Origin of the sequence: Streptomyces sp. NBC_01478, from assembly GCF_036227225.1 — a bacterium.
Taxonomy (GTDB): domain Bacteria; phylum Actinomycetota; class Actinomycetes; order Streptomycetales; family Streptomycetaceae; genus Streptomyces.
Genome location: NZ_CP109444.1, coordinates 11,713,467 through 11,738,255, shown reverse-complemented (window position 1 = coordinate 11,738,255; position 24,789 = coordinate 11,713,467). Strand labels below are relative to the sequence as shown.

Genomic DNA, 24,789 nt, shown 5'->3' with positions numbered 1-24,789 from the left:
CCTCGGGAGCGCCCGTTCGAGATTCGGTCCGTCTCGGTTCAGATTGCATTGAGCTCTCCGCCTTCGGCTGACTCGCCCCGGGTTCGACGGAGGCTCCGGACCGTCCCGAGTCGGATGGAGTGGAGTTGCTTGGTTTCAGGCTACTGGTGGCGGACTTCGTACTCCACCAGGCGGTGCAGGACGGGGTAGAGCGGCGGGTTGGTGGCGTAGTCGAGGAGCGGCTTGAGCTGGACGAGGTCGTTGCCGGGGCGGGACAGCAACGCGTGGTCGTGCTGCCAGGTGCCTGGATCGACCGGGGTTTCGTCGGCGGCGCCGGTCAGGTACTGCCGGCGGGTGAACTCCGGGGTGAGCGCCTGGCGGACGCCCGCCTCGGTCTCCGGGGTCTGCTCTTTCCAGTAGCCCCAGACGGTCTTCCAGAACGCCGGCACGAACCCTTCCTGGTAGGCGTTGCCGCTCTGACTGATGCCGGTGGTGACGGCCGCCGGGTCGCGCAGGGCGAGCCGCCGGCCGAACCGGGCCCCGTAGTCCCGCACGTACATCACGTACCGGTCGACGCCGAGTTGGCCGAGCAGGTCCTGGGTGAGGTCGGTGAGCGCGTCGAAGGTGCAGTCGAACTCGGTGACCGGCGGGGCGTCGGAGTGGCCGAAGGCCAGGTGGTCGAGGGCGATGAGGTGTAGAACAGGCGCCGGCCGCGGACGAGGGCGTAATGGGGCCCGAGGTGATCGATGATGCAGTCGGCCGCAGACTTCGAGACCCCGAACAGCGGGGCTGGCTGACGCATCGTCAAGTTCGTGCGCCAGTAAGCGGCCACCAGCAGCGCTCGGTCCCCCAGCGACAGGTTCCACGATCGGCCCCGCCGCACCGCATCCGCACCTTCGCGGCGCAACATGATCACTCACTTGGCGAACTGGCGAGGGCTCAGCCCAGTGAATGGGGCTATCCAGGTTGGCCCCGACGCCGTGATCACACCAGCCATCGCGTGATCATCTCAGTTGCACGTGTGGCTCTCTCCAGCCGATCCTGTGTACTCGACGGATGAGGAGGACCACGTGGGGCTGATCCTGTTCCCGGGCGACGGGGACACCACCGGTCCGGATGTCGCCTGGTCCTACACCGGCTTCAACGCGTTCCGCTGCCGCCTGGCGCAGGCGGAAGGGTTCGTCCTCGACGAGATGCAGGGCTTCGGCGGAGAGCGCCCCTGGAGCAATGTCTCCACCGTGCTGGAGCCCTTCCTCGACCGCCCGGACGACGACGGCGGCGGTGAGTTCTCGACTGCCGAGTGCACCGCGATCTTGCCCCGACTGGAAGCGATCACCAGCGAATGGCTGGAGCAGGCAGCCGACCACCTCCTCCAGCAGCACGTCAAAGACGCGCGACAACTGGCGCTCGTCCTACGTCTCTGCATCGAGGAAGACGTCGAACTCCTTTTCCTGTGAGGTCTGTCGACCGGCCTACCCACCATGGCATCACAGTTACGGGACAGCCCTGAAAGGGTGTTGCGGGTCAAGGCGTTGGTGACGGCGCATAGTGGTGGGCAAGACTGGTGGCGAGGTCGCGGAGGTGAGCCGTGGCTTCGGTGGGGCCGTGCACAGTGATGGCGCTCCCGAACGGCAGTAGTGCTCGCACGTCCTCCAGATGCAGGAAGCGGATCGTCACCTTGCGGCCGGTGGCGGATTCTTCATGGTCGTCCGGGACGAGTCGTAGGCCGAAGATCCGTTGCGCTCGCTCGATCTGGGCCTGGTCGATGGTGGCGCTGACCTCTATCGCGTGGTTGTGCTCCCACTGATCGATGAGCGCTGCAGCGACGGTGGCCAGGGTCTGGCTCTCGCGGATCCGTCGTGGCTGGTCGACTTCTTTCCACGTCGTGATCCGTTCGAGTCGGTACAGCCGTGGCACTCGGGCACGGTCGGCGACGAGGTACCAGATGCCGGCCTTGGCGAACAGCCCGTAGGGATCCACGACCAGGTCGCGTGGGCATGACTCGCGTGGGCTGTCGTACTCGATCCGTAGCCGGCGGCCTCGCCGCACTGCGCCGATCAGCGAAGCCGGACTCGTGCCGGAAGCTCGTGCTTGACGCCAGGGACGGCTGTCCACGTGCACTACGTCGGTGAGCGGCAGGAGCTCATGAACGCGACGTGGCTGTGCAGCGGCGATCTTGGAGAGCGCGCGCCGGCTTTCGACCGATGCGTTGAGCTCCGCACGTTGCTTCTCGTCCAGCCCGGTGAGCGACAGATGATCACGCTCGCCCGGCGTGAGTCGCGTGAGGTCGAACCCGGACCCGGACCCGGACCCGGACAGCATGGTCACGCCTCCGAGGCGGCCCCGTTGTGCGGTCACCGGCAGACCGGCGTCGCGGAGCCAGTTCAGGTCTCGGGTGATGGTTCGAAGGGACACCCCGAGCGCTGAGGCAAGTTCCTGTGTGGTCACGGCATCCCTCGATTCGAGGAGCAGCATCAGGGCGAAGAAGCGGTCTGGGGTCACCCACCAATTTTTTCAGGAATTGCGACACGATGCGGCGCATATCCCGGTCAGGCTGGCGGATGCGTACCTACCACCTGCCTGTTCGCCGAGTGGGTGCGCGCACGCACCCCTCGATCCAGAAAGATGCCCGCGATGAGTGCCGACACGACCGACACCGAATCACCGGTGGTATACCACCCAGGGTCCGCCGAGTACGACGAGCACCGGGCCGGCTTCCAGTTGCGGGAGCAACATCAGCCGGCCCACGTGGTGGCGGCACGGGCCGCCGGCGACGTCGTGGCGGCCGTCCGGCACGCCGCGGAGGCAAGTATGCCGATCGCGGTCCAGGCCACAGGCCATGGACTCGCCAACCCGCTCGCCGGTGAAGGTGTATTGGTGTCGACGCGAAGGATGGACAGCGTCGATGTCGACCCCGGCGCCGGCACCGCACGGGTGGGCGCCGGAGCGCGGTGGCGCGACGTGATCGAGGCCGCCGCACGCTACGATCTGGCACCGCTGTCCGGGAGCATGCCCGGTGTCGGCGCTGTCTCCTACATGCTCGGCGGCGGCATCGGGCTGATGGCTCGTCGCTACGGCTTCGCCGCGGACCATGTCACGCGCTTGGAACTGGTCACCGTCGACGGCTCCCTGCTGACGGTTTCGGAACACAAGGAGCCGGACCTGTTCTGGGCGCTCCGCGGCGGTGGCGGGAGCTTCGGCATCGTGACCGCGCTGGAGATGGCTTTGGTGCCAGTCGCCAGGCTGGTCGGGGGCGGCCTGATGTTCGACCTGGGCGAGACGCCGGAGGTGGTCTCAACCTGGTTGCGCTGGACGGCGACAATGCCCTCGCAGATGACCTCGGCGATGACCACGCTGGAAATTTCCAAGCGGCACATGGCCCATGTCCAGATCGCCTACCTGGGTTCGGCTGCGGAGGCAGACGAACTGGTGGCCCCGCTGCGGGCGTTGAAACCTGCGTACGACGGTTTGCAGGAGATCCCGTACCGGCGGTCCGACACCGTCTTCAGTGAACCGGATCAGCCGCATGCGTATGTCGGCGACAACGTCTTGTTGCGGGCGATCGACGAGGAACGCCTCCGCGACGCCATCGCCGCGTCGGCGCCTGGCCGGCCGGATCGCTCCATCATTTCGGTTCGTCATCTCGGTGGGGCGCTGTCCACTCCGCCGAGGGTGCCGAACGCAGTCAGCCACCGCGAGGCGATGTACCTGCTGTGTGTCGTAGGTGTGGTAGCCCCGACAACCAAGTCGAACGCGGCACGTGCGCGGGCGCTGCAGGACGAACTGTTGGCCAGATGGTCCGGGACCGCCGTAGGCAGCTCGCCGAACTTCACCTTCGGACGACCCGACCAACGCACCGCCGCAGAACCGTTCGACGCCGAGCGTCGTGACCGATTGCTGCAGCTTGCCCGTAAGTACGACCCCGCCGGACTGTTGCACCCCAGCTTCGTCATCGCCTGAGCACCCCCTACGAAAGGTCGACCGATGCGTCTGGTCCGTGCGGGCTTGCCGAGCACCGAAGGTGGTTCGCTGGTGTGATCGTCTTCCAGTTGGTCAGCGTCACCGCCACCTTGTATCTGCCGACGATCAACGCGGATCTGATCGACAACGGCCTCATGCGCACGGACGTAGGGCGCATCTGGACGGCCGGCGGGTGGTGGTCGTCAGTGTCGCCCAACTGCTGGCAGGGGTGATCTCGTCCTATGCCGGAACGCGCGCAGCCACAAACGCCGCGCACGGCCTGCGGTCAGACGTCTACGAAAAGATCGCTACGTTCTCCGGCCGGGAACATCAGGACTTCGGCACGCCGACGCTGATCACCCGCAGCACCGACAACGTGCAGCAGATACAGGTACTGGGTGCGGCGTTGGCGGTGATCCATCGCTGGATGACACGGGTGTCACGCCGGATGCAGGACCTCCTGGATGCGATCAACCGGGTCTTGCGCGAGCAGTTGATGGGCCTCACGGTGATTCGCGCGTTCACCCGCGAGCGCTTCGAGGCCGACGCGAGTAGAGGGGGTACGGGGCCGGGTGAAGCGGCTGGCTGCCCGGGGCTGAGCCGCCGAGGTTTCGCAGGGGGGTTCGGCCCGGCCAGCGTGGCGTGGGCCGCCGGGTGAGGAAGGCATCCCGGCGCCGTCCGGCCAGTCGGCTGCTCATCAGCATGGTCATCGACCACTGGACCATCGCCTCGTGCATGGCGGGCAGCGTCTCGTATTCGCGCACCAGGCGCCTCGAGCGCATCAGCCAGCTCACCGTGCGCTCCACTACCCACCGTCTCGGTAGCACCACGAACCCCGCGGTGTCGTCGGAGCGTTTGACGATGTCCAGGGTGAGCTGGAGTTCCTCCCGCGCCCAGTCGACCAGCCTCCCGGCGTACGCGCCGTCCGCCCAGAGAAGGCGGATGGAGAAATAGGACTGCCGCAGCCGCTGAAGGAGGGGCACGGCGGCGTCGCGGTCCTGCACGTCGACCGCGGCAGGGCAGCCCGCACGACCTGCCACTCCTCCTCCGTCATGTCCGAGCAGTAGCACGGCACGCGGTCCGGCTGGTCCGCTGCGTTGACGAACCGGTGCACGAGACAGTCACACGACCGTGCCGAGGCGTTGGGCTCCACGGACGTACGTACGGAAGACTGCAGCAAGCAGGACCTCTGAAACTTTTCGTAGTAGCAACAACGAGCTGCCAAGAGGCCCTTCATACGCGGACATAGCGGAGATCACCCGGCCAGAAACCGTGTTCGACCCCACAGCCCCGCCGGTTGGTAAGCGGAAGCCTACTGGGAGTCAAGCCCCCTTTCCGAAGACAAGCACCTCCGTGGAGGCGACGCCCATGGGCGCCAGGAAGCTGGCCTCCAGGCTGCAGCCGAGGGTCTTGAAGAGGTCCACGCATGTCCGGCGAGGCATGGCGGCTGGGTAGGAGTCGTGCCCCACGCCGCCCTGCGTCGCCCAGGCGCGTACCGCGGCCGCGTCCAGGCAGGTCTCTGTCATTACATCGAAGACGATCCGACCACCGGGTCGCGTGACACGTGCCATTTCGAAGAAGTAGCGGGAGGCGCAGAGGAAGGTCACGGTGTTGAAGATTTTATGGGCCTGAACGAGGTCGATGCTGCCGTCGGGTGTCGGGGCGAGACTGGATCCTGCGGTCGGTTGGGCGACCACGCTGAATGTGTCCACTAGATAGTTGGCCCACGGCGCTGCCGTCTCGTAGATCTCGTAGCGGTCTGGTGAACACTCCTTCAGCGTCTTCTCCAGGTACCGTCCGGACCCGGGGCCGATCTCCAGCACCGTGTTCGGGTTGGCAGCGAAGACGCCGTGAGCGCGTAGTTCATCGATGGTGGACTGGGTGGCGCCAGGCGTCCCGTTCATGATCGCGTCGATGTAGTCACCGACCGACAGACCGGCCGCCCGTGCAGCCCGCATCGTTGCCTCAAACGGGATGAAGTCGTCGACGCCACCCAGGTTGTTGGTACTGCGCACAATGTCGAATCCAGCACGTCCCAAGAGCCGCTTGACCCCCGACTTCAATGCTGACGCTCTCCTGCTTGCTGCCCTCATTAGGCATGCCCCCGGTCGTCTCCACCCTCGGTGTCAGCATAGGATCGCGGACGCAGACGGGCAGTCGGACAGCGAATTCGCTACGCGGCTGTCGAGGGCCGGTCCACGGCGCCGGGGTCTCACGCCCGATATGTGCCCTCTCAGTAAGGCTGCTTGCCGATCCTCGGCGGCTGGCGCGGGAGTCTCGGCCAGCACCTCGGCCACCGTCTCCCGCGTCTCCAGCAGTCCCAGCACCGACGGCATCAGTCACCTCCACCAGCGAGTACGAGCCGACGAACAACCCGATCCCTCCCACAACCAGCGGCAGTTCATGCCTGCTCAGACGATCACGTTCGGAAAGCGGAAGCCTCCTCAGCCCGGTGAACGGGGTTGTCCAAGACGGCTCCGACGCCGTGAACACACCAGCCACCGCAAGATCGTCTCACCTGCCGGGGAGGCAGTTGGCGAGCCAGTCCGCTTGTTCTGCACGATCGACGCCGCCATCGCCATCCACCACGTAGGCCAACGCCTCCACGAAGGTTGAGCCCAGGGGCCACAGCCAGTTCGGCCCCACAGCGACGACGCGCCCGCTCGCCGCGATATACGACCTGAACTGGACCGACCACATGCCCAGAGGGCTGTAGTTCTCTGCGTACCGACGCCTCAGCGTGGATGCTTCCTCGGCACTGTCGATGCAGGCGTCAACGGGCTCAATGTGCAGTGACGAGCCGGGGACGCGGACCGAGGAGCTCTTGATCGTCAGCCCACCGAACTCAACCCAGACCCCGAGCGCCACGTCGTTGAGCTCGAATCCCGCGTGTGTCAGATGCTGTCTCCAACCCGCAGTGGCGATCTTGCGACCTGCTGTCCACCCAGCAAGCCCAAGCGCCTCCAGCACCGACGGACCACAACCCATCACCGACTCACTGATGTGTTCTATGCGCCCTCCCCTTCCCCTCGACCGCGCATGGTGCCCTGAGTTTGCCGCACATCCCCGCCAGCGGGCAGGGCTACTGGTCACGGAAGAGGAAGACCACGCCGCGGCACGCAGTAAGAGGCACTCCGGCCGTGACGCGGCTGCGCCGACAGATCAGAGCAGGTCGGGGACCGGCCGACCCGGACGGTCCCCGACGTGAGCACGGTTCAGCGGACGGCGGCTGTCGGCGCTAGCGAATGCCGCCGAATTCCACGGCGCCGATGTCGCACGCGTCGGGGCGGGCGGCGTGTCGCTGGTCCGTCGTCGCGCACTTGGGCACGGCGGTGTTGATGAGCGGACTGCCGCTCTGCGGCAGGGCGTACCAGGTGGTGTTCGGTCCGTCGTTGGTCAACGGGCCGAGCTGGGCGTTGAGACCGGTTCCCTGGCGGTCGGTACTCATGACGGTCAGTCCGCAGGTGGTGTCGGTGGCGAAGTTCCCGCCCGCGGAGGAGACGGTCGTGACACCGGCGCAGTTGGGCGAGTCGGGGTTCTGCCAGACGGTGTCCGCGGCGCGGGTGATGGTCGCGCTGCGGGCCTGGTAGAGCCCACCGGTGTTGTTCAGCAGTGTGACGTTCTGCAGATTCGCCTCGGCGTTGTTGTAGATGCCGCCGCCGGAGGAGGCCGTATTCGCCGCGATGGTGGTGTCGTGGATCTCGGTGTAGCCGCCGTCCGCAGCGGTCGGGCCGGGGTCGTTGTAAACGCCGCCGCCGGCTTGGCCCGCGGTGTTGTTGGTCAGCGAGGAGTCCGTCACCGTGAGGCGGGCGGCGAAGCGGGCGAGGCCGCCCCCGGCCGCGACGGCCTGGTTGTTCGTGAAGGCGGTGTCGGTGACGGAGACGACCGTTGTCGCGGTGTTCGCATAGAGGCCGCCTCCCCACGAGCCGCTGGAGTTGTGGTCGAAGACAGCATGGCCGATGGACGCGGTCACCGCGCCTTGGCCGTTGCCGATGAAGACGGCCCCGCCGAAACGGCCCTGGTTCTGCTGGAACGTCACGTTGGTCATCGTCGTCGAGACACCCTGCGCGGCCACCGCACCGCCGTAGCCGGCCAGGACCGTGTTGGGCGGGACGAGGTTGCCGTAGAACACGGTGTTGTCGATGCTCAGCGAGCCGGTGAGGTTGTTCGGCGCGTTGACGATCGCGCCGCCGGAGTCACTGGCCTGGTTCCCGGAGAAGTTGACCGGTGTGCCGGTGATGGAGCGCACCCTGGCCGTGGAGTTGCCCCAGACCATGACGGCGCCGGCCTGGAACGCCGCGTTGCCGGTGAGGGTTCCGCCGTTGAGATCCAGAGTGGCGCCGTTCTCGAGGATGATGGCGCCGTCTGTCCCGTCCGCGGCGGTCGCGCGGTTGAGCGGGTAGACGCAGTTGTTGCTGACGACGGATCCGGTGGTACAGATCGCACCGCCCAGCCGCTGGTGTTCGCCAGGAAGGTGCTGTTGGTCGCGGTGATCCTGCCGGTCGGACCGGTGGCGATCGCGCCCCCGCAGAAACGGGGATCGGTCTTGCTGTTCTGAACGGTGACGTTCGTGAGGTTGTACGTGCCGCTGGTGCCGAAGATCGCCGCGCCGCTCCCTGCCGTTCCTGCGGAGGCCCCTGTCAGGGTGATGTTGCTCAGGGAGAGCGTCGGGGATCCGTTGACGACGAAGATGCGTGACGTCCCGCCGCCGTCCAGGGTGATGTTCCCGCCACCTTCGATGCTGGTGTCCTGCGTGATGGTCTTGAAGCTCGTGATCGGGATGGTCGCTGCTCCACCGCAGTTGAACGTCACCGTGCCACCTGCCGCGAGCGCTGCGGTCAGCGCCGCTTCGGTGCAGCTTGCCGGTGTGCCGGTTCCGACCGTGGCGGTCGCCGCCCGCGCGTCGACCGCGGCCAGCCCCAGCGTCGCGAGGATGAACACGCCGGCCATGCCCGCGCGAGCGATTGATCGTCCTCTCGTCTCCGGTCCTCGTCGTCTGACGGCAGCCTCCGGACCCACGATGTGAAGCCGGTGCGGGAGGCAGTGCCTTCCCAGGCTCTCGGTCGGGCCGCCCGCGCCCAAGGCTGTGAGGCGGACTGGGTGCTGAGCTGAACCTGCTCCGTGAGCAGGACTGGTAGGGCTCTTGGACGCATGGGTGTTCCCCCTGACGCTCTGACGCTGACGGATCGTCCGAAGACAGAAAGTGCGAAGCGCCCCCGGGAGCCCGTCCCGTGCTGTTCCGTTCAACGGACCAGACCGCGGGAATCCCCCACCGGTTGACGGTGCGCCCGGAGTGCGGGCCCCTGGATGCGCAACGTCCGGCACGGAGTCGAGTCGGCTCTCGGGCCGGGCGGCGTCCTCCCGGCGCCACCGCGTGTGAAGCACCCCGCCAAGGCTGGGAGCCGGTGAACTGGCCGACCAGGCGGAGGAGTTACGGGAGCCTGGCGCTGTTCGATGGCTGGCCAGACGGCTAGAACAGGTCGGCCGGGGTGCCCTGTGTGAGGTTCTCGAGGATCGTGCGCAGCCACGGGCTGCGCACGGCTGGTAGCCGGACCAAGGTGTGCTGGAACGTTCCCCGGTCGGCCCGGAACAGGTAGTTGGGGCGCGGCGGGAGAGGGTCGTCGCGGAGGACGTCTTGGGGTATGCGGCCCGAGGCGGGAACCGGCAGGTAGGGCTGGGGAGAGACCAGCCACAGCCACACTCCCAGCGGCAGGGGTACCAGGTGTGCCGGCGCAGTGGGGCCGGCGGGGGCCCAGGTCCGACCCGTCTGGGGATGGACCGGTACGAGGAGGATGTCGGCGGTCGCGTCCGGGGAGGGCTGTCCCGGTCCGGCCAGGGCGGCGCGCCGCTTCGGGGGGCCTGCGGGCAGCAGGGCGTCGAGCGCACGTTGGAAGACGTCTGCGGTCAGACCGTCCGGGACCTTCACCGGCTGCCCTTGGGAGGCGACCAACAGATGGGCAAGCGCCTGGCCGGCTGCCGCCTCCCACTGCGGGCTCCACGACCAGTAGTGGTTCGACCCCAGCCGCCCTCCCCATGTGCCGATCGGCTCGAACGGGGGCGTTCCCTCCCCCTTCTGCGCCAACTCCGCCCAGGAAAGGGGCTCAGCGTGGACACCGTCAACGGGGACGCGGTGCACGGCGTCCGAGCCGAGCCGTACTGCCTGCCAGAGGGAGCAGTCGTCGACTCTGGTCGCCACGGGGAGGTCGCATGCCTGGCAGGCCATGTTGGGCCCGTCGGCTCCGTCTAGGCCACAACAGGCACCGCCGCGCTTCTCAGGAAGAAGCCGGGTTCCACGGATGTCACCGGGCGCGATGAGACTCGCCCCGGTCGTGCTGTCGGACAGGGCGTGGACCGGCGCATAGATGCCGCGTGCCTCCGCCTCGTCCGGATCGATCTCGTCCCACATCCGCCACGGCCCTCCCCAGGGGTCCGGGTCCACGGCAAACGTCCCTGACTGCATGAGCACCGGAAGCTGGGCGCCGTTCCCGTACTTCTGACGGGCGTGGGCCGGCAGTGAGACCTGGGACAGCGGGGTGGTCAACTCGGCGCCGCATCCCGCACACACGAAAACGAACAAATGTCCTCCGTCTGGGAAACAGGCGCATCTTCGCAGCTCGCCGACGGCCGGCCAACATGTTTTCTCAGCGTTGCGGGAACGGCGCCTGCCGGCGGCACGGAGTACCAACGCGGTACGGGCAACTGCCGGCCGGGCGCCTCTGACTGCGGCAAGCGACTCACTGGGGGGCAATGCCGATGCCGACCGTGAATCGGGCGAGGGTGTCGTGCCGCCCGCAGGTGCATCGGACCGACCAGGGCACACGTTGGTGCGGCGGGAGCTTGCGGTTGGGGTCAGCCTCGTCGGTGACGATGAGGTGAGCCGGACTCGTGTCGGCTCAGCCGTCGTCCGTGGCCCGGGAGGTGACGACCGGGGGCGGGCCCGGCACAGGTGGGGGGTCACCGCGAGAGGTGCCTTGCCAGGCCTGGATCAGTCGGCACAGGCGGCGGGCCGGTGTTTCGCTGGGTACGAAGAGAACGGCCATCACGAGCAGCAGGACGCCCGCGGTCAGTGCTGCGGCGGCCCATGCGGTCAGTCCTCCTCGGGCCAGGGCCACGACGAAGGCCGCCACTGTGCCCAGGACTCCCCCGGCCCGGGCTGCCGCGCTCATCGTCCCGGGCCTCGGCGCATCGGTCGGCGAAGCGTCAGGGACAGACGCGGCGCGCCGAGCAGGACTCGCACCGTGAAGCAGGCACGGGTTCGGCGGGTGGGGTGAACGGCCAGTTCGGCACTCCACTCCTCTTTCCAACGGCCGCGCTCGGCCTGAGGCAGGAGCAGCGCGAGAACGGCCAGGACACGCTGGGCGACAGCGGATGACGACAGTGGGGGCTGCAGGACGGTGATGGCGAGGCCGTGCAGTTCGGCCCCCAGCGTGTCCAGCCCCATCGTGTGCGCCAGGGGCGCGAAGACCTCTGCGGTCTCACGCGCCTTGAGGTACTGCCTGGCCGGCTGTAAGAACGCGATGGTGCGCATGTTGTGCAAGCGGTCGGCCAGCCTGATGACCACGACCGCCGCCTCCCGCGACAGCACGGTTCCCACCTGGCCCGGTTGAGGACAAACGGTCGCCGGTGCGATCAGAGGGATTACTGCATCGGGGACGCCTGTCACCAATTCGGCGACCTCATCGCCGAATTGGTCGGCAATCTGCTCGGGCGGGCAACCTGCGTCCTCGACGTCATGGAGCAGGGCCGCGCACACCACGGGAAGCGGCGCCCCCAGGTCGGCGACGATCGCAGCGACGGCAAGGCAATGCGTCACATACGGGTCGCCGCTGCGCCTCCTCTGGCCGTGATGCCACACGGCGGCCGTGGCGTAGGCGCGCTCGACGAGCACCGTGTCGGTCCCGGGATGACGCAAGCGCACCTTGGCGACCAGCGACGGGAGAGTCTCGTGGCCACCGGCCGTCAGCAGGGTTGCGGACTCGGGTGCCGTTGACGCCCGCCGGCCCTTCATGACGCGCCCTCACCGGTTGCTGGGCGAGCCATCGTCCAACCGGACAGCGGCTGCTTCCCGGAGCGGTAGACGCGCGCCAGCGCGTCGCGGCCCTGCTCCGCCCCCTGGCGTGTCAGCAGGTAGAAACGGCGGCGTGGGCGGCCCTCCCGCTCATGCACAGCGGGATCCTCCCAGTTGCCCTCCACCCAGCCGACCTGCTCCAGCCGGGCCAGAATCGGATAGATCGTGCCCGACGGCAGTCCCGCCAGCTCGCACAGCTCAAGTCCGTATCGCTGCCTGGCGGGATCCTCCAGCAAAGCCCGCAGCACCAGTTGAGTCTGCAGGGTCATACGCGGCATACCCATACTCGTACTCTACATAGCCCATATACAGACTGTCTAGAGCAGATGACGCTGCGCGAGATCGCCGGATACCGCAACGCGCACGTCCGGGCCGCGGACGCTGCCGCACACCCATCCCGTCCACGCCTTCCACCCTCCACCTTCCATTCGCGCCAACAACCATGCCGCCGCGCCCCGTTAACTGGATGATCGTCGGTCGCGTCCTGTTCGGCTGAAAGCCGATTCCCAGTCCCCGGGCTTACAACGGCCAACACCACGACATGAGTTGGCGGTGGGCGATGAGCAGGCAGGTGGGTTTGACGAACGCTTCGTGGACGTCGGCTCGCCGTTCCCGGCGGATGCTCGAACCTGTTCACGGTAGACGTCGTGGTCGTAGCGATGTTCGGCGAAACGTGAGCCGGGTCCGCGGTGGGACGCCCGACCCGGCCGCGGACCGGCGGGATCGTGTCGGGCAGGGGCAACGACTGCGTGATGTCAGTACGGTTGCCCACGGGGACCAAGCCCGCGAGCGGAGTGCCGTGCCCGTCAGTGATCACTTGGTTGGCTTTGCAGGTCAGTTTTGGGGCCAGTGGTGGGTGCGTTCACCTCCCTCGGAGTGACCGCGCTCCTCACGGCCTCGCATCTCGCTCACACCGAGTTGCGCTGGATCGGCGCCGCTTACCTGATCTGGATGGGGTTCCGCATGCTCCGGGACACCTTCCGGGGTCTGCCCACGGCAGACGCGGACGATTCGCCTCTGACCGCCGGAGCAGACTCGGTCACCGGCGGCTGGCGGCAGGGGACGCTCACCAACCTCCTGAACCCGAAGATGGGCGCCTTCTACGTCGCTGTCCTGCCCCAGTTCATCCCCCCAGGCGCCGGCCACTTCACCATGGGACTCCTGCTCACCACGGTGCACATCGTGATCGGTCTGCCCTGGTCTGCCGTCCTCATCGGTTTTGCTCGTGTCCTGAAGGGGTGGCTCCGCAAGCCCCGGGCTCGCCGACTGCTCGACCGGATCACCGGCACCGTCATCGGCGTCTTCGGCATCAGGCTGGCACTCAGCAACTGACGGTCCGAGGAGACGTTGATCGTCCATGACGGGCGCAGGGGAAGGGTGACGGTGGCGCTCATGGACCCGACCGGGTGGGGAGACCTGTTCACGCGCGACGTCGCCCGGAAGATGCCGGACAGGTCGGGGCCCCACCCCTCGCGACGGGTTGATCAGTCCTGCGCCACGTTCGCCGCGGTCACATTCTCGATCACGCTGCCGAGTTTGGTCTTGGCCCGGGTCAGGTCCTGGATGCGTGCGGCGATGCGGTCGCGTTCGATGATGAGCTGGTCGAGCATGGCGGGGGTCGCGACGCCGGTGCTCACGCACGGCAGGAGTTCGACGACGGTACGGCTGGAGAGGCCGGCCGCGAAGAGGTCCTGGATGAGCTGGACCCGCTCCAGGGCTTCGTCGGGATAGTCACGCTGCCCACCGGGCGTCCGCGCCGATTCCAGGAGCCGCTGTTCCTCGTAGTAGCGCAGGGCCCGCACGCTGACCCCTGACCGCCTCGCGAGCTGCCCGATGCGCATGACGCAGGCCACTCCCTTCCCGCTCACACCTCACATTGACGTCAGATTTCAGGCTAGCAATACCGGCTCCGGGGGCAGCCCTGGGGGCCGATCGAACCGTTGCCGACGCCGAGATTGATCATGAACTGGTGGCGGACCCGAGGGCACATGGGTGTCGACCGTGACGGGCGGCGTGATCCCTGTAGTGGCGCAGGCCCCCGCACTCGCCCCCGTCCTCTCGGCAACCTCACCCATCTGCGCCTGCACTCCTCCGGCCGGGCGGCAGTCGCGGCTTGCACCTCACGTCAACGTCAGGTTCTAGAGTGCCGAGCGTCGGATGAACACGTCATTCCGGCCCGTCAAAGTAAGGCAGACCATTATGCGTGCAGCCCGGTTCCACGAATACGGTGGAGTGAAGAGCCTGGTGATCGAGCAGGCCCCCGACCCCCACCCCGGACCCGGTGAGATTCGTGTTCGCGTCGCGGCGGCCAGCGTCAATCCCATCGACTGGAAGCTGCGCGCCGGCGCCCTGCACCGGATGATTCCCCTGGAGCTGCCCGCCATTCCCGGGCGCGACGCCGCCGGTGTGGTCGACGAGATCGGCGACGGGGTGCAGGGGCTGAGCATCGGCGACCGCGTCTTCGGGCTGGGCGGCGTCACCGGCGCGTCCGCGGAGCTGTTCATCCTCTCGGCCTGGGCGCACACCCCCGCCACGTGGAACGACGAGCAGGCCGCGGGCGCCGGTCTCTCGTCCGTGACCGCGATGCGTGGGCTCGACGCGCTCGACCCCCTCACGGGGCGCACCCTCCTCGTCGAGGGCGCCGCCGGAGGCGTGGGCAGCGCGGCGGTCGAGATCGCCGTAGCGCAAGGTGCCACTGTGATCGGGACAGCCAGCGAACGCAACCACGAGTTCCTCACCTCACTCGGCGCCGTTCCCACCACCTACGGCCCCGGCCTGGCACAGCGCCTCACCACCCTCGCTCCGCACGGCGTCGACATCGTGCTCGACACCGCGGCCTCCGGCTCCCTGGACGACCTCGTCGCGATCGCGGGCGACTCGAAGCGGGTCGCGACGGTCGCCGACCACGCGGGCGGGCAGCGCCTGGGCACGCATGTGGTCAACGCGGAGAACGACTCCGCTCTCCTGTCCGCGGCGGCGGAACTGGGCGGGCAAGGCCGCTACACACCCCGTATCGAACAGGCCTACCCCCTGGAGCGGATCGCCGACGCCCACGCGCACGCCGAGCGCGGACGCACCCGAGGAAAGATCGTGATCTGCATCTGAACAGGCCGATCCGTATCTGAACAGGCCCACGAGGTAGGTGACTCGCAACGTGCGGGCCTGCGTGGTGAGCGTGCCCTCGATCGGTACCGGCGAGCGGGCGGTCCGAAACGGGCCGATCTCCATGGCGACTCGTCAAGCGGGCCGCCCCCAACTCGGGCACCGCACGGGGCACATGAGCCATCGCCCACGGGGCACTAACCTCATCCAGCTTCAGCAGCCCCGTAAGAGGGGTTCAAATACGGGTTCTCCACCCCGCACAGCGCATCCCACCCCATCAACGGTGACGTCCCCCGCGCAGGGCCAGGCCACAAGGCGACCGCCGCGGAGGTCCGACCTGTGTGGGAAGAGTGCGAACAGGCATCGCTTCGCCAGACCGACCCGGATGTCAGTTCACGGACGGGACCTGCGTACGGTCTCGCACGATGATCTTGCCGGTGTTCCGGCCGCGCAACATCCCCAGGAACGCGTCCACGATGTGCTCGAACCCGTCGACGACCGTCTCGTCCAGAGCGAGACGGCCGCTCTGCAGATGCGGTACCGCGAACTCGTACAACTCATCTTGTACGTCACGGTAGTTGCTCACCAAGAAGCCCTCCATGCGGATGCTCTTCTCCACGATGTCCGCGTAGTTGAAGCGTGGCGGCGACGCGTCGGGGTTGTTGTACTGGCTGATCGTGCCGATGCGGACGATGCGCCCGAATTCACGCAACTCCCCTACCGCCGCCGCCAGTTGTTGGCCGCCGACGTTGTCGACGAACACGTCGATGCCGTCCGGCGCGGCCTTGCGGAGCAGATCGGCGACCGGCTCCTCGTGGTAGTCGAAGACGGCGTCGTAGCCGACCTCCCGCGTGAGATGGTCGGCCTTCGCCGCCGAACCGACACTGCCCACGAGCCGTCCGGCGCCGAGCAGCCGCGCGAACCGCCCGGTCGCGGTGCCGACCCCGCCCGCGGCGGCCGACACGAACAGGTCCTCGCCCTCTTGAAGGCGGGCGATCCTGGTCAGGCCCACATACGCGGTCAGACCTGTTCCGCCGAGGATGCTGAGGTATGCGGTCAGAGGCACGCCGTCGAAACGGGGCAGATGCCGGATCTCCTCGGGGGTGACCACTGCGTGCGTGCGCCAGCCCCGCCGGTGGAACACGATGTCGCCCTCGGCCAGCCGAGACGTGCGCGAGGCGATGACCCGCCCGATGGCGCGCCCCTCCAACGGTGCGCCGAGCGCGAAGCTGCCGGGGACATCGTCCATCATCTCGCGGTGATAGGGATCGACGGACCAGTAGAGGTTTTCCACGAGCGCGCTGCCGACCGCGGGTTCGGGAAGCGCGGACTCGACAAAGGCGAAGTGCCCGGCGTCGGGGAAGCCGTGAGGGCGGGAGGTCTGGTGCACGGTGAGCGTGGTCTCGTTCATGACCGGACCGTAGGGCGGGAATGCGCCTGGTGGGCAGCCGGTTGCGCTCATGTGGCACCCCGTTCCATGAGCAGTTCTCATACGTTGAGGTGAGCACCCCGTGGCCCGCACGACCGACTCCGATCTCGCCCCGCACGAACTGCGCGTTCTGGTCGCGGTCACGGACACCGGCGGTTTCTCGGCCGCGGCCGAGGCACTCGGCCTGACGCAGTCCGCGGTCTCCCACTCGGTTCGCGGCATCGAGCGCAAGATCGGTGCCGTCCTCTTCCAACGCGGCCGCACGGGTGCCCGCCCGACGCCCGCCGGAGAGAAGGCCGTCGCGCACGCACGCCGCATCCTGCGCCTGCTGGACGTCCTGACCGCCGAGGCGCGCGGTGCGGCCCGGTCCGAGGCCGCGGAGGGGCCGCTACGGATCGTGGCCTTCCGCAGCGCGGCTCTCCACCTGCTGCCACCCGTGCTCCAGCGACTGCGCGCCCGCCATCCCGCGATCGAGCCGCGGGTGCGGATCGTGCGCGAGGTGGGGCGCGGCACGGCTGGCGAAGTGGCCGACGGAAAAGCCGACATAGCCATCGCCACGCTGGGCGGCTCCGCGCCGCTTCCACCGGGACTGGTCGCGAGCGGCCTCTTCGAGGAGCCGTATGCCCTGGTGCATGCGCCCGGTCACAGCGCACCGCGCTCGCTGCCGCTGGTCGACTGGGCCGAGAACTGTGGCTCGTACACCCGCGACTGGTGGGCCACGCAGGACTGGATCCCCAAGGCCACCGTCGAGGCCGAGGACGACGGAGCGGTGCTCTCCCTGGTGAGCGGCGGCCACGGAATGGCGATCATGCCCGCGCTCTCCCTGACCGGAGCACCGACCTCGGTCCGCATCGCCGATCTCGGCCCCGACCGCCCGACACGCCAGGTCGGCTATGTCACCACCACCGAACTGGCCGGATCCGCCGTCGTACGCGCCCTGGTGAGGGAACTTCGAGCCACGGTTCCCCCGGGTGTGAGCCTGCCCGGCAGCGAGGCCTCACCGGGTCGAGCGCGTGGCCCCCAGGGGATCGCCGCCGGTCGACAGCGGTAACCGGACGCCCAGCCGGTCAAAGCGGCCCAGGCGCAGGCGCGCCATGCTGCTGACGGGCTGGGCGTAGAGCATGGGGAAGAGTTCGGTCAGGCCGGTGGCCGTGGGCAAGGTGGTGCCCCCGCACCGGGTCGTGGACTGATCCCGCCACCGATCCCGCCGGCCGTCGCCACCCAACTCGCCGGACCCGGCCCCACCCACAGGGCCGATCCGGAGGACTTCTGCGACACGGTCTTCCCCCTGCTGGACGGCTCGCATGCCGCGGTCGGTTTCGGACCGACTGCACAGCCGCACTTCACCGAACGCCTCGCCGCCGAGAACCGCGCCTTCGAAGCGGCCTCGACGCGCTTCGCCGTCCCGCTTCACCGGCCCGACGGCACCGTCGACCCGGCACGTCGGCCTCCCTCGGCACCCGACAGCCCGGAAACGGCCCGCCGGCGTCCCGAGCCGCGGCGCAGTCCAGCGCGGCGAGTCGCCGCCGTAGAAGACGACCGGCCCGCCAGAAACGCGATTCTGTCGTGACGGGGCAGATCGGGGGCACCCCATCACTATGACGACAGGTGTGACGCTCGGCGTCGAAGAAGAGTTCCTGCTGCTCGATCGGGAGACGGGACTGCCGACGCCGCGCATCGGAGAGGTCCGTGCCGCGGCGGGGCGCGAGCCCGGGGTGCGGCGGGAGGACATCGACACCGAACTGCTGCAGGCGCAGGTGGAGGTCGCCACGCCGGTGTGTTCCGGCCTTGAGGAGGTCGCCGCGCATCTCACCCGGTTCCGGCGCGCGGTGGGTGGCGCCGCTCGCCACGCGAACTGCCGGCTCGCGGCGACCGGCGGCGCGCCGCTGGCCGGTGCGTCGACGGTGCCTGTCACCGCGAACCAGCGCTATCGGAACATGCGGGCAGAGGCCGCACGGCTGGTCGACGAGCAGTTGATCTGCGGCATGCATGTCCATGTCGCCGTGCCCGACCGTCAGGCCGGTGCCGCCGCGCTCGGCAGGCTGAGACCCTGGCTGCCGGTGCTGGTGGCCTTGGGCGCCAACTCCCCGTTCTGGGAAGGGCGGGACACCGGGTTCGCGAGCTGGCGCACCGTGGTTTTCGGCCGCTGGCCGATCAGCGGCTCGCCACCGTTCTTCACCGGCGCCACGCACTACGAAGAGCAGGTGGCCGCTCTGCTGGCCACCGGCGTCGTAGCCGACCGGGGCCAGTTGTACTGGCACGCCCGGCTGTCCGACGACTACCCGACGCTGGAGGTACGCGCGCCCGATGTCCAGTTGGACGTCGACAGCGCCGTCACCATCGCCGGGCTCGCCCGCGCGCTGGTGGTGACCGCGCTGCACGAGGGCCGTCGCGGTATTCACCCTCTGGACCCCTCGGCCGACATTCTGCAGGCCGCCGGATGGCACGCGGCGCGCCGCGGTCTGAGCGCAGATCTGGTCGACCCCCGTACCGCCACGTCGTCCCCGGCCGCCGCAGTCGTGGGCGCCATGCTCGACCGCCTCACACCCGCGCTCAAGGAACTCGGGGACGTCGACCGGGTGACCTCCGGCGTGCAACGGCTGCTTGATCAAGGGACGGGAGCCGCAAGGCAACGAGCCGCGCTTGCCGAAGGCGGCACGGAGGCGCTTCTGGAGCTGATCGCACCGCAACCCGCGCCATCCGCCGCCGCCGCGGTGAGCAGCGGGGGTTAGCGCTCACCGCGCGATCTCGCGACCCTCGGGCGTGCGGGCGAGCCGAAGGCGCGGTGCCGGTGGCAGTGGCGTGCGTGCTCCCCCGTCCGGTGTGGCGCGGAACGCCTCCATCACGTAGGCGGCATAGCGGCGGGAGGCTGCCGGCCGGGCGGCACGGGGTGTGTGCTGGATCCCCTGGTGGGCCAGAAGCATCAGGACCAGGTCGTCGACGACGAAGTCGGAGCGGAGCCGGCCGGTCTCCTGGGCGCGGCGGGCCAGTTCGGCAACCGCGCGCAAGGTCCGCTCCCGGTCGGCGGCGAAGTCCATGGTCTCGGGGAACGCCGTCATGAAGGCGTCCGCGAATCCCCGGCTGTGCGCGTGGAGTTCACAGATGCGCTCGACCAGGCCACGGAATCCGTGCCACGGATCCGGGTCCGCGAGGGCGTCGCGGACGGCGGCACGGCAGTCTCGCCGCTGCTCGGCGAAGGTCTCCACGATCAGTGCGCGCTTGGTCGGGAAGTGGCGGTACAACGTCGCGGGGCCGACATCCGCCTGCCGGGCGACTTCACGCATGGGCGCGCTCAGGCCCTCCTCGGCGAACACCACACAGGCGGCGTCCAGGATGCGGGCCCGGTTGTCGCGGGCGTCGGAGCGCACAGGGTGAGGCAAACGGTCCGTCATGGTCTCTCACTTTAGCCAAGCGGACGGGGGCGTCCGTTACGGTCCCGCTGTCGGTGGCACCGGCCCCGTCCCGCACCGGCTACGACCCGTGCGTCGACCGAACTTGAGGAGCAGAGATGAAAGCCGTTGTGGTCAGGGCATTCGGAAACCCCGACGGTCTGGAGGTCGTGGACCTGCCCGTGCCCGTACCCGGCGCGGGACAGGTGCGGATCACCACGGAGGCGATCGGGGTCGGCGGGGTGGACGCCGTCGTCCGCAGGGGAACGCTCTCCGCGTACGGCTTCCGGGAAGGCCATCTCCTGGGCAGTGAGGTGGCGGGCAGCGTCAACGCGGTGGGAGACGGCGTGGACGCCTCCTGGACGGGGCGCCGAGTGTGGGCGTTCACCGGTCCGGCCGGCGGGTATGCCGAGCAGGCCGTCACCTCGGTCGACGACGTCCTTCCGCTGCCCGACGGTCTGAGCGGCGCGGACGCGGTGACTCTCGGCGGCTCCGGTGTGGTCGCCCACTTCGCCCTGGACCGCGCCCGTTTCGCACCCGGCGAGACGGTGCTCGTGCGCGGGGCGGCAGGCAGCATCGGGATCACTGCGGTCCAGCTCGCGGCCAGGAACGGTGCGGGCGCGGTGGCGGTCACCACCTCGTCCGCGCAACGTGGCGCGCGCCTACGGGACCTGGGCGCGACCCATGTCCTGGACCGCTCCGGAGCGGCCGACGCGGATGTGCCCTCGGGCTTCGATGTGGTGATCGATGTCGTGGGCGGTTCCCAAGTCCCCGTCTTTCTGGACAGGTTGAACGACAACGGGCGGTACGTGGCTGTCGGCGTGGTCGGCGGACAGCCACCGGCGGACTTCGGCATGCGGCTGATGGCCGCCTTCCGCAGGTCGCTGTCGTTCGCCACCTTCAGCTCCGACACCGTGCCCGGCGCCGACCGGCGGGCCGTGCGATCGTCCCAGTTCGACGAGGCCGCGCAGGGGCACCTGCGCACGGTCGTCCACGAGGTGCTGCCGTTGCGTCACGCGTCCCTGGCCCACCACGCGATGGACGCGGGCACGGTGTTCGGCAGGATCGTGCTGACGCCATGAACCGGCGGGAACGGTGTTCGAGGCCCTTTACGCGTCGCTACTGGTCCGCGCTTGAGACGTCGTCGACAACGGTTCTGACGGGGTCTGGGCCGACGAGGAAGTGATCAGTGCCGAGCTGCCGGTGTCGCGGTCCGTGAGGCCTGCGAGGAGGGCGAGGCCGAGGCCGGCCGCGGCGAGCGTCGCGCCGACCAGGGCCGGTGAGGCCCAGCCCCAGCCGGCGGAGATGGCCAGGCCGCCGAGCCAGGCGCCGCCGGCGTTGGCCAGGTTGAAGGCGGAGTGGTTGGAGGCCGCGGCCATCGTCGGGGCGTTCTTCGCCTTGGCCATGAGCAGCATCTGCACGGGGGTGGTGACCAGGGCACCCATCGCGCCCATGAAGGCGAGGGTCACCAGGGCGGGGACGGTGCTGTGGACGGTGAAGTAGAACGCCACGAGCGTCGCGCCGAGCAGGAAGAGGCCCCCGTACAGCGTCGGGCGCAGGGCCCGGTCGGTGAGCGGGCCCGCGATCAGTGTGCCCAGCGTCATTCCGATGCCGTAGAGCGCGAGGACCCAGGTCGTGGAGGAGTCGGAGAGACCGGTCAGGTGGGTCAGGATCGGCACCAGGTAGCTGTAGACGGCGAAGAAGCCGCCGAATCCCACGACGGCGGTGGCCAGGCCCAGGGCGACCTGCCGGTTGCCCATCGCCCGCAGTTCGTGCCGGATTCCGGCCTGGTTGCCGCGGGGCTGGTGGGGGACGAAGGCGGCCAGCGCGGCCAGCGCGAGGAGGCCGATGACGGCGACGGCGCAGTAGGCGTAACGCCAGCCGAGATGCTGCCCGAGGGCGGTGCCGGCCGGGACGCCGACGATGTTGGCGACGGTGAGTCCGAGGAACATCCTCGACACCGCCCGCCCGGCTCGTTCGGGAGCGACCAGCCGGGAGGCCACGACAGCGCCTACGCCGAACAGTGCTCCGTGGGGCAGGCCGGCCAGGAAGCGTGCGGCGAACAGCAGGCCGAAGTTCGGAGCGAGGGCGGAGGCGACGTTGCCGATCACGAACAGGGCGGACAGCAGGAGCAGGAGCCGTTTGTGGGCGATGCGCGCGCCGATGCCGGTCAGGACGGGCGCCCCGACGACGACACCGAGTGCGTAGGCGGAGACGAGGTTGCCGGCGTGCGGCACGGACACACCGACGCCGTCGGCGATCTGGGGCAGCAGTCCCATCGTGGCGAACTCGGTCGTACCGATACCGAACGCGACGAGGGCAAGGGCCAGCAGGGCCAGTGGCATGGAGCGCAAGTACCTTTCAAGGGCGGTGGTTTGCGTGCGGTTGCGGGGGACGTGGGCAGGATCGTGCTGCGTCCCGTTCGCCCTGTTCTGTAGTCTGTCGCGCCGACCGCCGTTGCCCGATGCGCCCCTGAGGGCAGGGAAAGTCTACGAGCGCTACAGCCGCGGCACGCACCCACGCATTCCAAGATCGGACGGCGGGAATCATGGCCTGCGTCACAGTCGGCCCGGGCGCGGCCCTGACGAGCTGGACCATCCCTGCCGGTCGGCAGACCGGTGTTCACACGGCGGTGTCCCCGCCGCTCCGCTCGACAGGGATCCAAAGCTGGGAGTGGGTCTCCTCGCCGATCTCCACCGGTTGCGTCCGCAGGAGTTCCGGACCTGGCCGGCTCGTGTACGGGTTCGAGGGGAACCACTGTGTGAACACGTCCCGCCACAGATCCTGGAGCGCGCTCGGAAAGGGCCCGTCGTTGTCGAAGACCGCCCAGGTCCCGGCCGGCACGTCGAGGGCGTCGAGTTCCTCGACGGTCGTCTCCGGGCCGGTGGCCACGCCGATCCAGTAGTCCGCCTCGGCCCCCTCCTCCCGGCTGTCGGTCAGATACACCGCTGCCGACACGATCCCCTCGGGTTCCCGGTCGGCCAGTTCCTTCATCCGTACGATCGCCCGCTCGTCCAGGTTCTCCACATGTGCCGCGGCGGCCGCGTTGACCCCCGTGTGCACCAGCGGCACCCGGGCCTTCCTGCCGACGATCCGGAACGCCTGCTTCTCCACGATCCGGTACCGCATCGTCGTACTGCCTTCGACGACGACGCGGAAGGACATGCGCGGCTGTGACGTGAGCAGCGCACCCGTGCGCCGGGCCTCGCCCGGCCCGATGCCGTGCACCGAGCGGAACGCCCGGGCGAACGCCTCGCCCGAGCCGTAGCCGTACCGCACCGCGACATCGAGCAGTGTGCGTTCCCCGGCCAGCACCTCGGCGGCCGCGAGCGTCATCCGCCGGCGCCGCACGTAGACCGGGAGCGGCATCCCGGCGAGGACGGAGAACAGCCTCCGGAAGTGGTACTCCGACACCCCGGCGATCCGGGCCGCCTCGGCCACGTCGACCTCCCGGTCGAGGCAGATCTCCAGGTGGTCCAGCGCCTGATTCAGCCGGTCCAGCACGTGTTTCCGTCCCTCTTCCTTGGATCTCCCCCGTGGGAGCGCGCACCCCGGCTGCGGCAGCCCGCTGCCGATACGGCAGGCCCGGCCGTATCCAGGTGTAGGTGATTCCTTCGCGCCCTGCCCGACAGAAGCCGTGCGGGAATTGTCGGGCGGGTGACCTCGGCGTTGCCCGAGGCTTGCGCACATGACTGATGTTAAAGGGCTGTGCGAGCCTCGGTTCGCCGCAGTCGGTGCGGCCTTCGCGGCTTCGCTCGGCAAGGACGACGTGGGTGCCTCCGTCGCCGTCTACCTCGACGGCGAGCCGGTGGTCGACATCTGGGGCGGGTACGCCGACGCGGACCGCACTGTCGCCTGGCAGCGCGACACCCTCACGGGCGTGAACTCGACGACCAAGAACATGACCGCCTTGTGCGCGCTCCTCCTGGCCGACCAGGGCCGGCTCGATCTGTCCGCACCGGTCGCCGCCTACTGGCCCGAATTCGCCGCGGCGGGCAAGGAGGGTCTGCTGGTACGCCACGTGCTGTCCCATACCGCGGGGCTGCCGGACATCCCGGGGCCGACGGCGGTCGAGGACTTCTACGACTGGCGGACGGTGACGGCAGGGCTGGCCGCGCAGGCCCCCGAATGGGAACCGGGAACGGCCGCCGGGTACCACGCTCTCAGCTTCGGGTTCCTGATCGGTGAGCTCGTCCGCCGCATCACCGGTCGTAGCCTCGGAGACTTCTTCGCCGAGGAAGTGGCCAAACCACTGGGCGCCGACTTCCACATCGGGCTCTCCCCCGACGACGACCACCGCGTCGCACCGCTCATCCCGCCGCCGTCAACGACCGACGAGTACGCCGCCGGCGCACCGACCGGACCGGACGGCACACGTCGGGAGTACACCGGTCCCGTGGTCCGGGTCAGGGATGCCAACTCGGTGGCCTGGCGGCGGGCGCAGATCCCCGCGGTGAACGGCTTCGGCAACGCTCGGTCCGTCGCCCTCGTCCAGTCGGTCCTGGCGAACCGGGGTTCCGCGGGTGGGGTGCGGCTGCTGTCCCCCGAGGGCTGCGAGCCCGCGTGGCAGGAGGTGTTCCGCGGCGAGGACCGAGTGCTGCGGACGCCGATGTCCTGGACCGTGGGCTTCGGCAAGTTCGGCAACACCTTCGGTTGGGGCGGATGGGGCGGCTCGCTGGTCGCGAGCGACCCTGATTCCCGTATGACGGTGGCCTACGTGATGAACCAGATGATCGACCGGGAGCAGCAGGAGGACAGCCGGGGCATGGAGATCATCATGGCCGCCTACAGCGGACTGCGGTGACCTCCGACCGCACGCGGACCTGGGACGCCGTCCAGCCCCTCGGCGGCCGGGGCTGCTC

Annotated in this window: 25 protein-coding genes and 3 pseudogenes; 11 read left to right on the top strand and 17 right to left on the bottom strand. The window is 69.1% G+C overall.

Annotation, left to right across the window (positions count from 1 at the left end; genetic code table 11):
• Positions 1–140: 140 nt before the first annotated feature.
• Together OG223_RS52175 and OG223_RS52170 are read right to left on the bottom strand one after the other, a co-directional pair.
• On the bottom strand, positions 141–800 hold the full coding sequence (locus tag OG223_RS52175; protein WP_443073881.1) for an alpha/beta fold hydrolase: 660 nt from the start codon (positions 798–800) through the stop codon (positions 141–143).
• Positions 683–976, bottom strand: a pseudogene (locus OG223_RS52170) (helix-turn-helix domain-containing protein); the annotation flags it as partial. The gene OG223_RS52175 and the pseudogene OG223_RS52170, both read right to left, overlap by 118 nt.
• A 73-nt stretch (positions 977–1,049) precedes the next feature.
• Between OG223_RS52170 and OG223_RS52165 the strand changes: the two are divergent.
• A complete protein-coding gene (locus OG223_RS52165) occupies positions 1,050–1,436 on the top strand; it encodes a hypothetical protein (RefSeq protein WP_329264896.1) in 387 nt (128 codons plus the stop codon).
• 67 nt (positions 1,437–1,503) lie between these two features.
• Here OG223_RS52165 and OG223_RS52160 read toward each other — a convergent pair whose 3' ends face one another.
• Entirely contained in the window at positions 1,504–2,481 is a 978-nt protein-coding gene (locus tag OG223_RS52160; RefSeq protein ID WP_329264893.1) for a helix-turn-helix transcriptional regulator, read from the bottom strand.
• Positions 2,482–2,613: 132 nt separating this feature from the next.
• On the opposite strand from OG223_RS52160, the gene OG223_RS52155 reads away from it, so the two are divergent.
• The 3 genes from OG223_RS52155 to OG223_RS52145 all read left to right on the top strand — a co-directional run bounded on the left by OG223_RS52155 (position 2,614) and on the right by OG223_RS52145 (position 4,597).
• On the top strand, positions 2,614–3,939 hold the full coding sequence (locus OG223_RS52155; protein WP_329264890.1) for an FAD-binding oxidoreductase: 1,326 nt from the start codon (positions 2,614–2,616) through the stop codon (positions 3,937–3,939).
• Positions 3,940–4,013: 74 nt separating this feature from the next.
• Positions 4,014–4,172, top strand: a complete 159-nt coding sequence (locus tag OG223_RS52150; protein ID WP_329264887.1) for a hypothetical protein — start codon at positions 4,014–4,016, stop codon at positions 4,170–4,172.
• Entirely contained in the window at positions 4,133–4,597 is a 465-nt protein-coding gene (locus OG223_RS52145; protein ID WP_329264885.1) for an ABC transporter transmembrane domain-containing protein, read from the top strand. The genes OG223_RS52150 and OG223_RS52145 overlap by 40 nt, the downstream gene beginning before the upstream one ends.
• A gap of 67 nt (positions 4,598–4,664) precedes the next feature.
• Here OG223_RS52145 and OG223_RS52140 read toward each other — a convergent pair.
• The 4 genes and pseudogenes from OG223_RS52140 to OG223_RS52125 form a co-directional block, all read right to left on the bottom strand.
• A pseudogene (locus OG223_RS52140) lies at positions 4,665–4,943 on the bottom strand (transposase); the annotation flags it as partial.
• A 318-nt stretch (positions 4,944–5,261) separates the two neighbouring features.
• Entirely contained in the window at positions 5,262–6,032 is a 771-nt protein-coding gene (locus tag OG223_RS52135; RefSeq protein WP_329264883.1) for a methyltransferase domain-containing protein, read from the bottom strand.
• A gap of 421 nt (positions 6,033–6,453) precedes the next feature.
• On the bottom strand, positions 6,454–6,909 hold the full coding sequence (locus OG223_RS52130; protein WP_329264881.1) for an SUKH-3 domain-containing protein: 456 nt from the start codon (positions 6,907–6,909) through the stop codon (positions 6,454–6,456).
• A 268-nt stretch (positions 6,910–7,177) separates the two neighbouring features.
• Positions 7,178–8,215: a choice-of-anchor Q domain-containing protein gene (locus OG223_RS52125; RefSeq protein WP_329264879.1), complete on the bottom strand. Its 1,038-nt coding sequence runs from the start codon at positions 8,213–8,215 to the stop codon at positions 7,178–7,180.
• Positions 8,216–8,509: 294 nt separating this feature from the next.
• On the opposite strand from OG223_RS52125, the gene OG223_RS52120 reads away from it, so the two are divergent.
• The gene (locus OG223_RS52120) at positions 8,510–8,965 is read left to right on the top strand and encodes a hypothetical protein (RefSeq protein ID WP_329264877.1); all 456 of its coding nucleotides are present in this window, start codon (positions 8,510–8,512) and stop codon (positions 8,963–8,965) included.
• A gap of 444 nt (positions 8,966–9,409) precedes the next feature.
• Here OG223_RS52120 and OG223_RS52115 read toward each other — a convergent pair whose 3' ends face one another.
• The 5 genes and pseudogenes from OG223_RS52115 to OG223_RS54090 all read right to left on the bottom strand — a co-directional run.
• A complete protein-coding gene (locus tag OG223_RS52115) occupies positions 9,410–10,516 on the bottom strand; it encodes a hypothetical protein (RefSeq protein ID WP_329264876.1) in 1,107 nt (368 codons plus the stop codon).
• A 316-nt stretch (positions 10,517–10,832) separates the two neighbouring features.
• A complete protein-coding gene (locus OG223_RS52110) occupies positions 10,833–11,105 on the bottom strand; it encodes a hypothetical protein (RefSeq protein ID WP_329264874.1) in 273 nt (90 codons plus the stop codon).
• Positions 11,102–11,947 (bottom strand): HD domain-containing protein, encoded by an 846-nt coding sequence (locus OG223_RS52105; protein ID WP_329264872.1) that lies wholly within the window; start codon positions 11,945–11,947, stop codon positions 11,102–11,104. Before OG223_RS52105 ends, OG223_RS52110 begins: the two co-directional genes overlap by 4 nt.
• Positions 11,944–12,291: a PadR family transcriptional regulator gene (locus tag OG223_RS52100; protein ID WP_329264870.1), complete on the bottom strand. Its 348-nt coding sequence runs from the start codon at positions 12,289–12,291 to the stop codon at positions 11,944–11,946. Before OG223_RS52100 ends, OG223_RS52105 begins: the two co-directional genes overlap by 4 nt.
• A 345-nt stretch (positions 12,292–12,636) precedes the next feature.
• Positions 12,637–12,830 (bottom strand): annotated as a pseudogene (locus OG223_RS54090) (IS5/IS1182 family transposase); the annotation flags it as partial.
• 29 nt (positions 12,831–12,859) lie between these two features.
• On the opposite strand from OG223_RS54090, the gene OG223_RS52095 reads away from it, so the two are divergent.
• On the top strand, positions 12,860–13,339 hold the full coding sequence (locus tag OG223_RS52095) for a LysE family translocator (RefSeq protein ID WP_329264868.1): 480 nt from the start codon (positions 12,860–12,862) through the stop codon (positions 13,337–13,339).
• A gap of 152 nt (positions 13,340–13,491) precedes the next feature.
• Here the strand turns inward: OG223_RS52095 and OG223_RS52090 are convergent, their stop codons facing one another.
• On the bottom strand, positions 13,492–13,848 hold the full coding sequence (locus OG223_RS52090; protein ID WP_329264866.1) for a MerR family transcriptional regulator: 357 nt from the start codon (positions 13,846–13,848) through the stop codon (positions 13,492–13,494).
• 358 nt (positions 13,849–14,206) lie between these two features.
• Here OG223_RS52090 and OG223_RS52085 point away from each other — a divergent pair, with 358 nt between their 5' ends.
• Entirely contained in the window at positions 14,207–15,112 is a 906-nt protein-coding gene (locus OG223_RS52085) for an NADP-dependent oxidoreductase (RefSeq protein WP_329264864.1), read from the top strand.
• A 385-nt stretch (positions 15,113–15,497) separates the two neighbouring features.
• Here OG223_RS52085 and OG223_RS52080 read toward each other — a convergent pair whose 3' ends face one another.
• Entirely contained in the window at positions 15,498–16,520 is a 1,023-nt protein-coding gene (locus OG223_RS52080) for an NADP-dependent oxidoreductase (protein WP_329264863.1), read from the bottom strand.
• 100 nt (positions 16,521–16,620) lie between these two features.
• Between OG223_RS52080 and OG223_RS52075 the strand changes: the two genes are divergently transcribed.
• Together OG223_RS52075 and OG223_RS52070 are read left to right on the top strand one after the other, a co-directional pair.
• Positions 16,621–17,589: a LysR family transcriptional regulator gene (locus OG223_RS52075; protein WP_329264861.1), complete on the top strand. Its 969-nt coding sequence runs from the start codon at positions 16,621–16,623 to the stop codon at positions 17,587–17,589.
• Between the two features lie 547 nt (positions 17,590–18,136).
• A complete protein-coding gene (locus OG223_RS52070; RefSeq protein ID WP_329264859.1) occupies positions 18,137–19,270 on the top strand; it encodes a carboxylate-amine ligase in 1,134 nt (377 codons plus the stop codon).
• A 3-nt stretch (positions 19,271–19,273) separates the two neighbouring features.
• Here OG223_RS52070 and OG223_RS52065 read toward each other — a convergent pair whose 3' ends face one another.
• Positions 19,274–19,930 carry a TetR/AcrR family transcriptional regulator gene (locus tag OG223_RS52065; RefSeq protein WP_329264858.1) on the bottom strand — a complete coding sequence of 219 codons (657 nt, stop codon included), beginning with the start codon at positions 19,928–19,930 and terminating at the stop codon, positions 19,274–19,276.
• A gap of 116 nt (positions 19,931–20,046) precedes the next feature.
• Between OG223_RS52065 and OG223_RS52060 the strand changes: the two genes are divergently transcribed.
• Positions 20,047–21,009 (top strand): zinc-binding dehydrogenase, encoded by a 963-nt coding sequence (locus OG223_RS52060; protein WP_329264856.1) that lies wholly within the window; start codon positions 20,047–20,049, stop codon positions 21,007–21,009.
• Between the two features lie 27 nt (positions 21,010–21,036).
• Here the strand turns inward: OG223_RS52060 and OG223_RS52055 are convergent, their stop codons facing one another.
• Positions 21,037–22,272 (bottom strand): MFS transporter, encoded by a 1,236-nt coding sequence (locus OG223_RS52055; RefSeq protein ID WP_329264854.1) that lies wholly within the window; start codon positions 22,270–22,272, stop codon positions 21,037–21,039.
• Between the two features lie 277 nt (positions 22,273–22,549).
• Positions 22,550–23,431, bottom strand: a complete 882-nt coding sequence (locus tag OG223_RS52050; protein ID WP_329264852.1) for an AraC family transcriptional regulator — start codon at positions 23,429–23,431, stop codon at positions 22,550–22,552.
• 184 nt (positions 23,432–23,615) lie between these two features.
• Between OG223_RS52050 and OG223_RS52045 the strand changes: the two genes are divergently transcribed.
• A complete protein-coding gene (locus OG223_RS52045) occupies positions 23,616–24,731 on the top strand; it encodes a serine hydrolase domain-containing protein (protein WP_329264850.1) in 1,116 nt (371 codons plus the stop codon).
• The last annotated feature ends 58 nt before the right edge of the window (positions 24,732–24,789 follow it).

Bases quoted from the DNA above. Each gene is read 5' to 3' on its own strand.
- OG223_RS52155 (WP_329264890.1), top strand. From the start codon at position 2,614: ATGAGTGCCGACACGACCGACACCGAATCACCGGTGGTATACCACCCA.
- OG223_RS52135 (WP_329264883.1), bottom strand. From the start codon at position 6,032: ATGAGGGCAGCAAGCAGGAGAGCGTCAGCATTGAAGTCGGGGGTCAAG.
- OG223_RS52125 (WP_329264879.1), bottom strand. From the start codon at position 8,215: ATGGTCTGGGGCAACTCCACGGCCAGGGTGCGCTCCATCACCGGCACA.
- OG223_RS52110 (WP_329264874.1), bottom strand. From the start codon at position 11,105: ATGAGCGCGGCAGCCCGGGCCGGGGGAGTCCTGGGCACAGTGGCGGCC.
- OG223_RS52105 (WP_329264872.1), bottom strand. From the start codon at position 11,947: ATGAAGGGCCGGCGGGCGTCAACGGCACCCGAGTCCGCAACCCTGCTG.
- OG223_RS52100 (WP_329264870.1), bottom strand. From the start codon at position 12,291: ATGGGTATGCCGCGTATGACCCTGCAGACTCAACTGGTGCTGCGGGCT.
- OG223_RS52090 (WP_329264866.1), bottom strand. From the start codon at position 13,848: ATGCGCATCGGGCAGCTCGCGAGGCGGTCAGGGGTCAGCGTGCGGGCC.
- OG223_RS52085 (WP_329264864.1), top strand. From the start codon at position 14,207: ATGCGTGCAGCCCGGTTCCACGAATACGGTGGAGTGAAGAGCCTGGTG.
- OG223_RS52080 (WP_329264863.1), bottom strand. From the start codon at position 16,520: ATGAACGAGACCACGCTCACCGTGCACCAGACCTCCCGCCCTCACGGC.
- OG223_RS52070 (WP_329264859.1), top strand. From the start codon at position 18,137: ATGACGACAGGTGTGACGCTCGGCGTCGAAGAAGAGTTCCTGCTGCTC.
- OG223_RS52065 (WP_329264858.1), bottom strand. From the start codon at position 19,930: ATGACGGACCGTTTGCCTCACCCTGTGCGCTCCGACGCCCGCGACAAC.
- OG223_RS52060 (WP_329264856.1), top strand. From the start codon at position 20,047: ATGAAAGCCGTTGTGGTCAGGGCATTCGGAAACCCCGACGGTCTGGAG.
- OG223_RS52055 (WP_329264854.1), bottom strand. From the start codon at position 22,272: ATGCCACTGGCCCTGCTGGCCCTTGCCCTCGTCGCGTTCGGTATCGGT.
- OG223_RS52045 (WP_329264850.1), top strand. From the start codon at position 23,616: ATGACTGATGTTAAAGGGCTGTGCGAGCCTCGGTTCGCCGCAGTCGGT.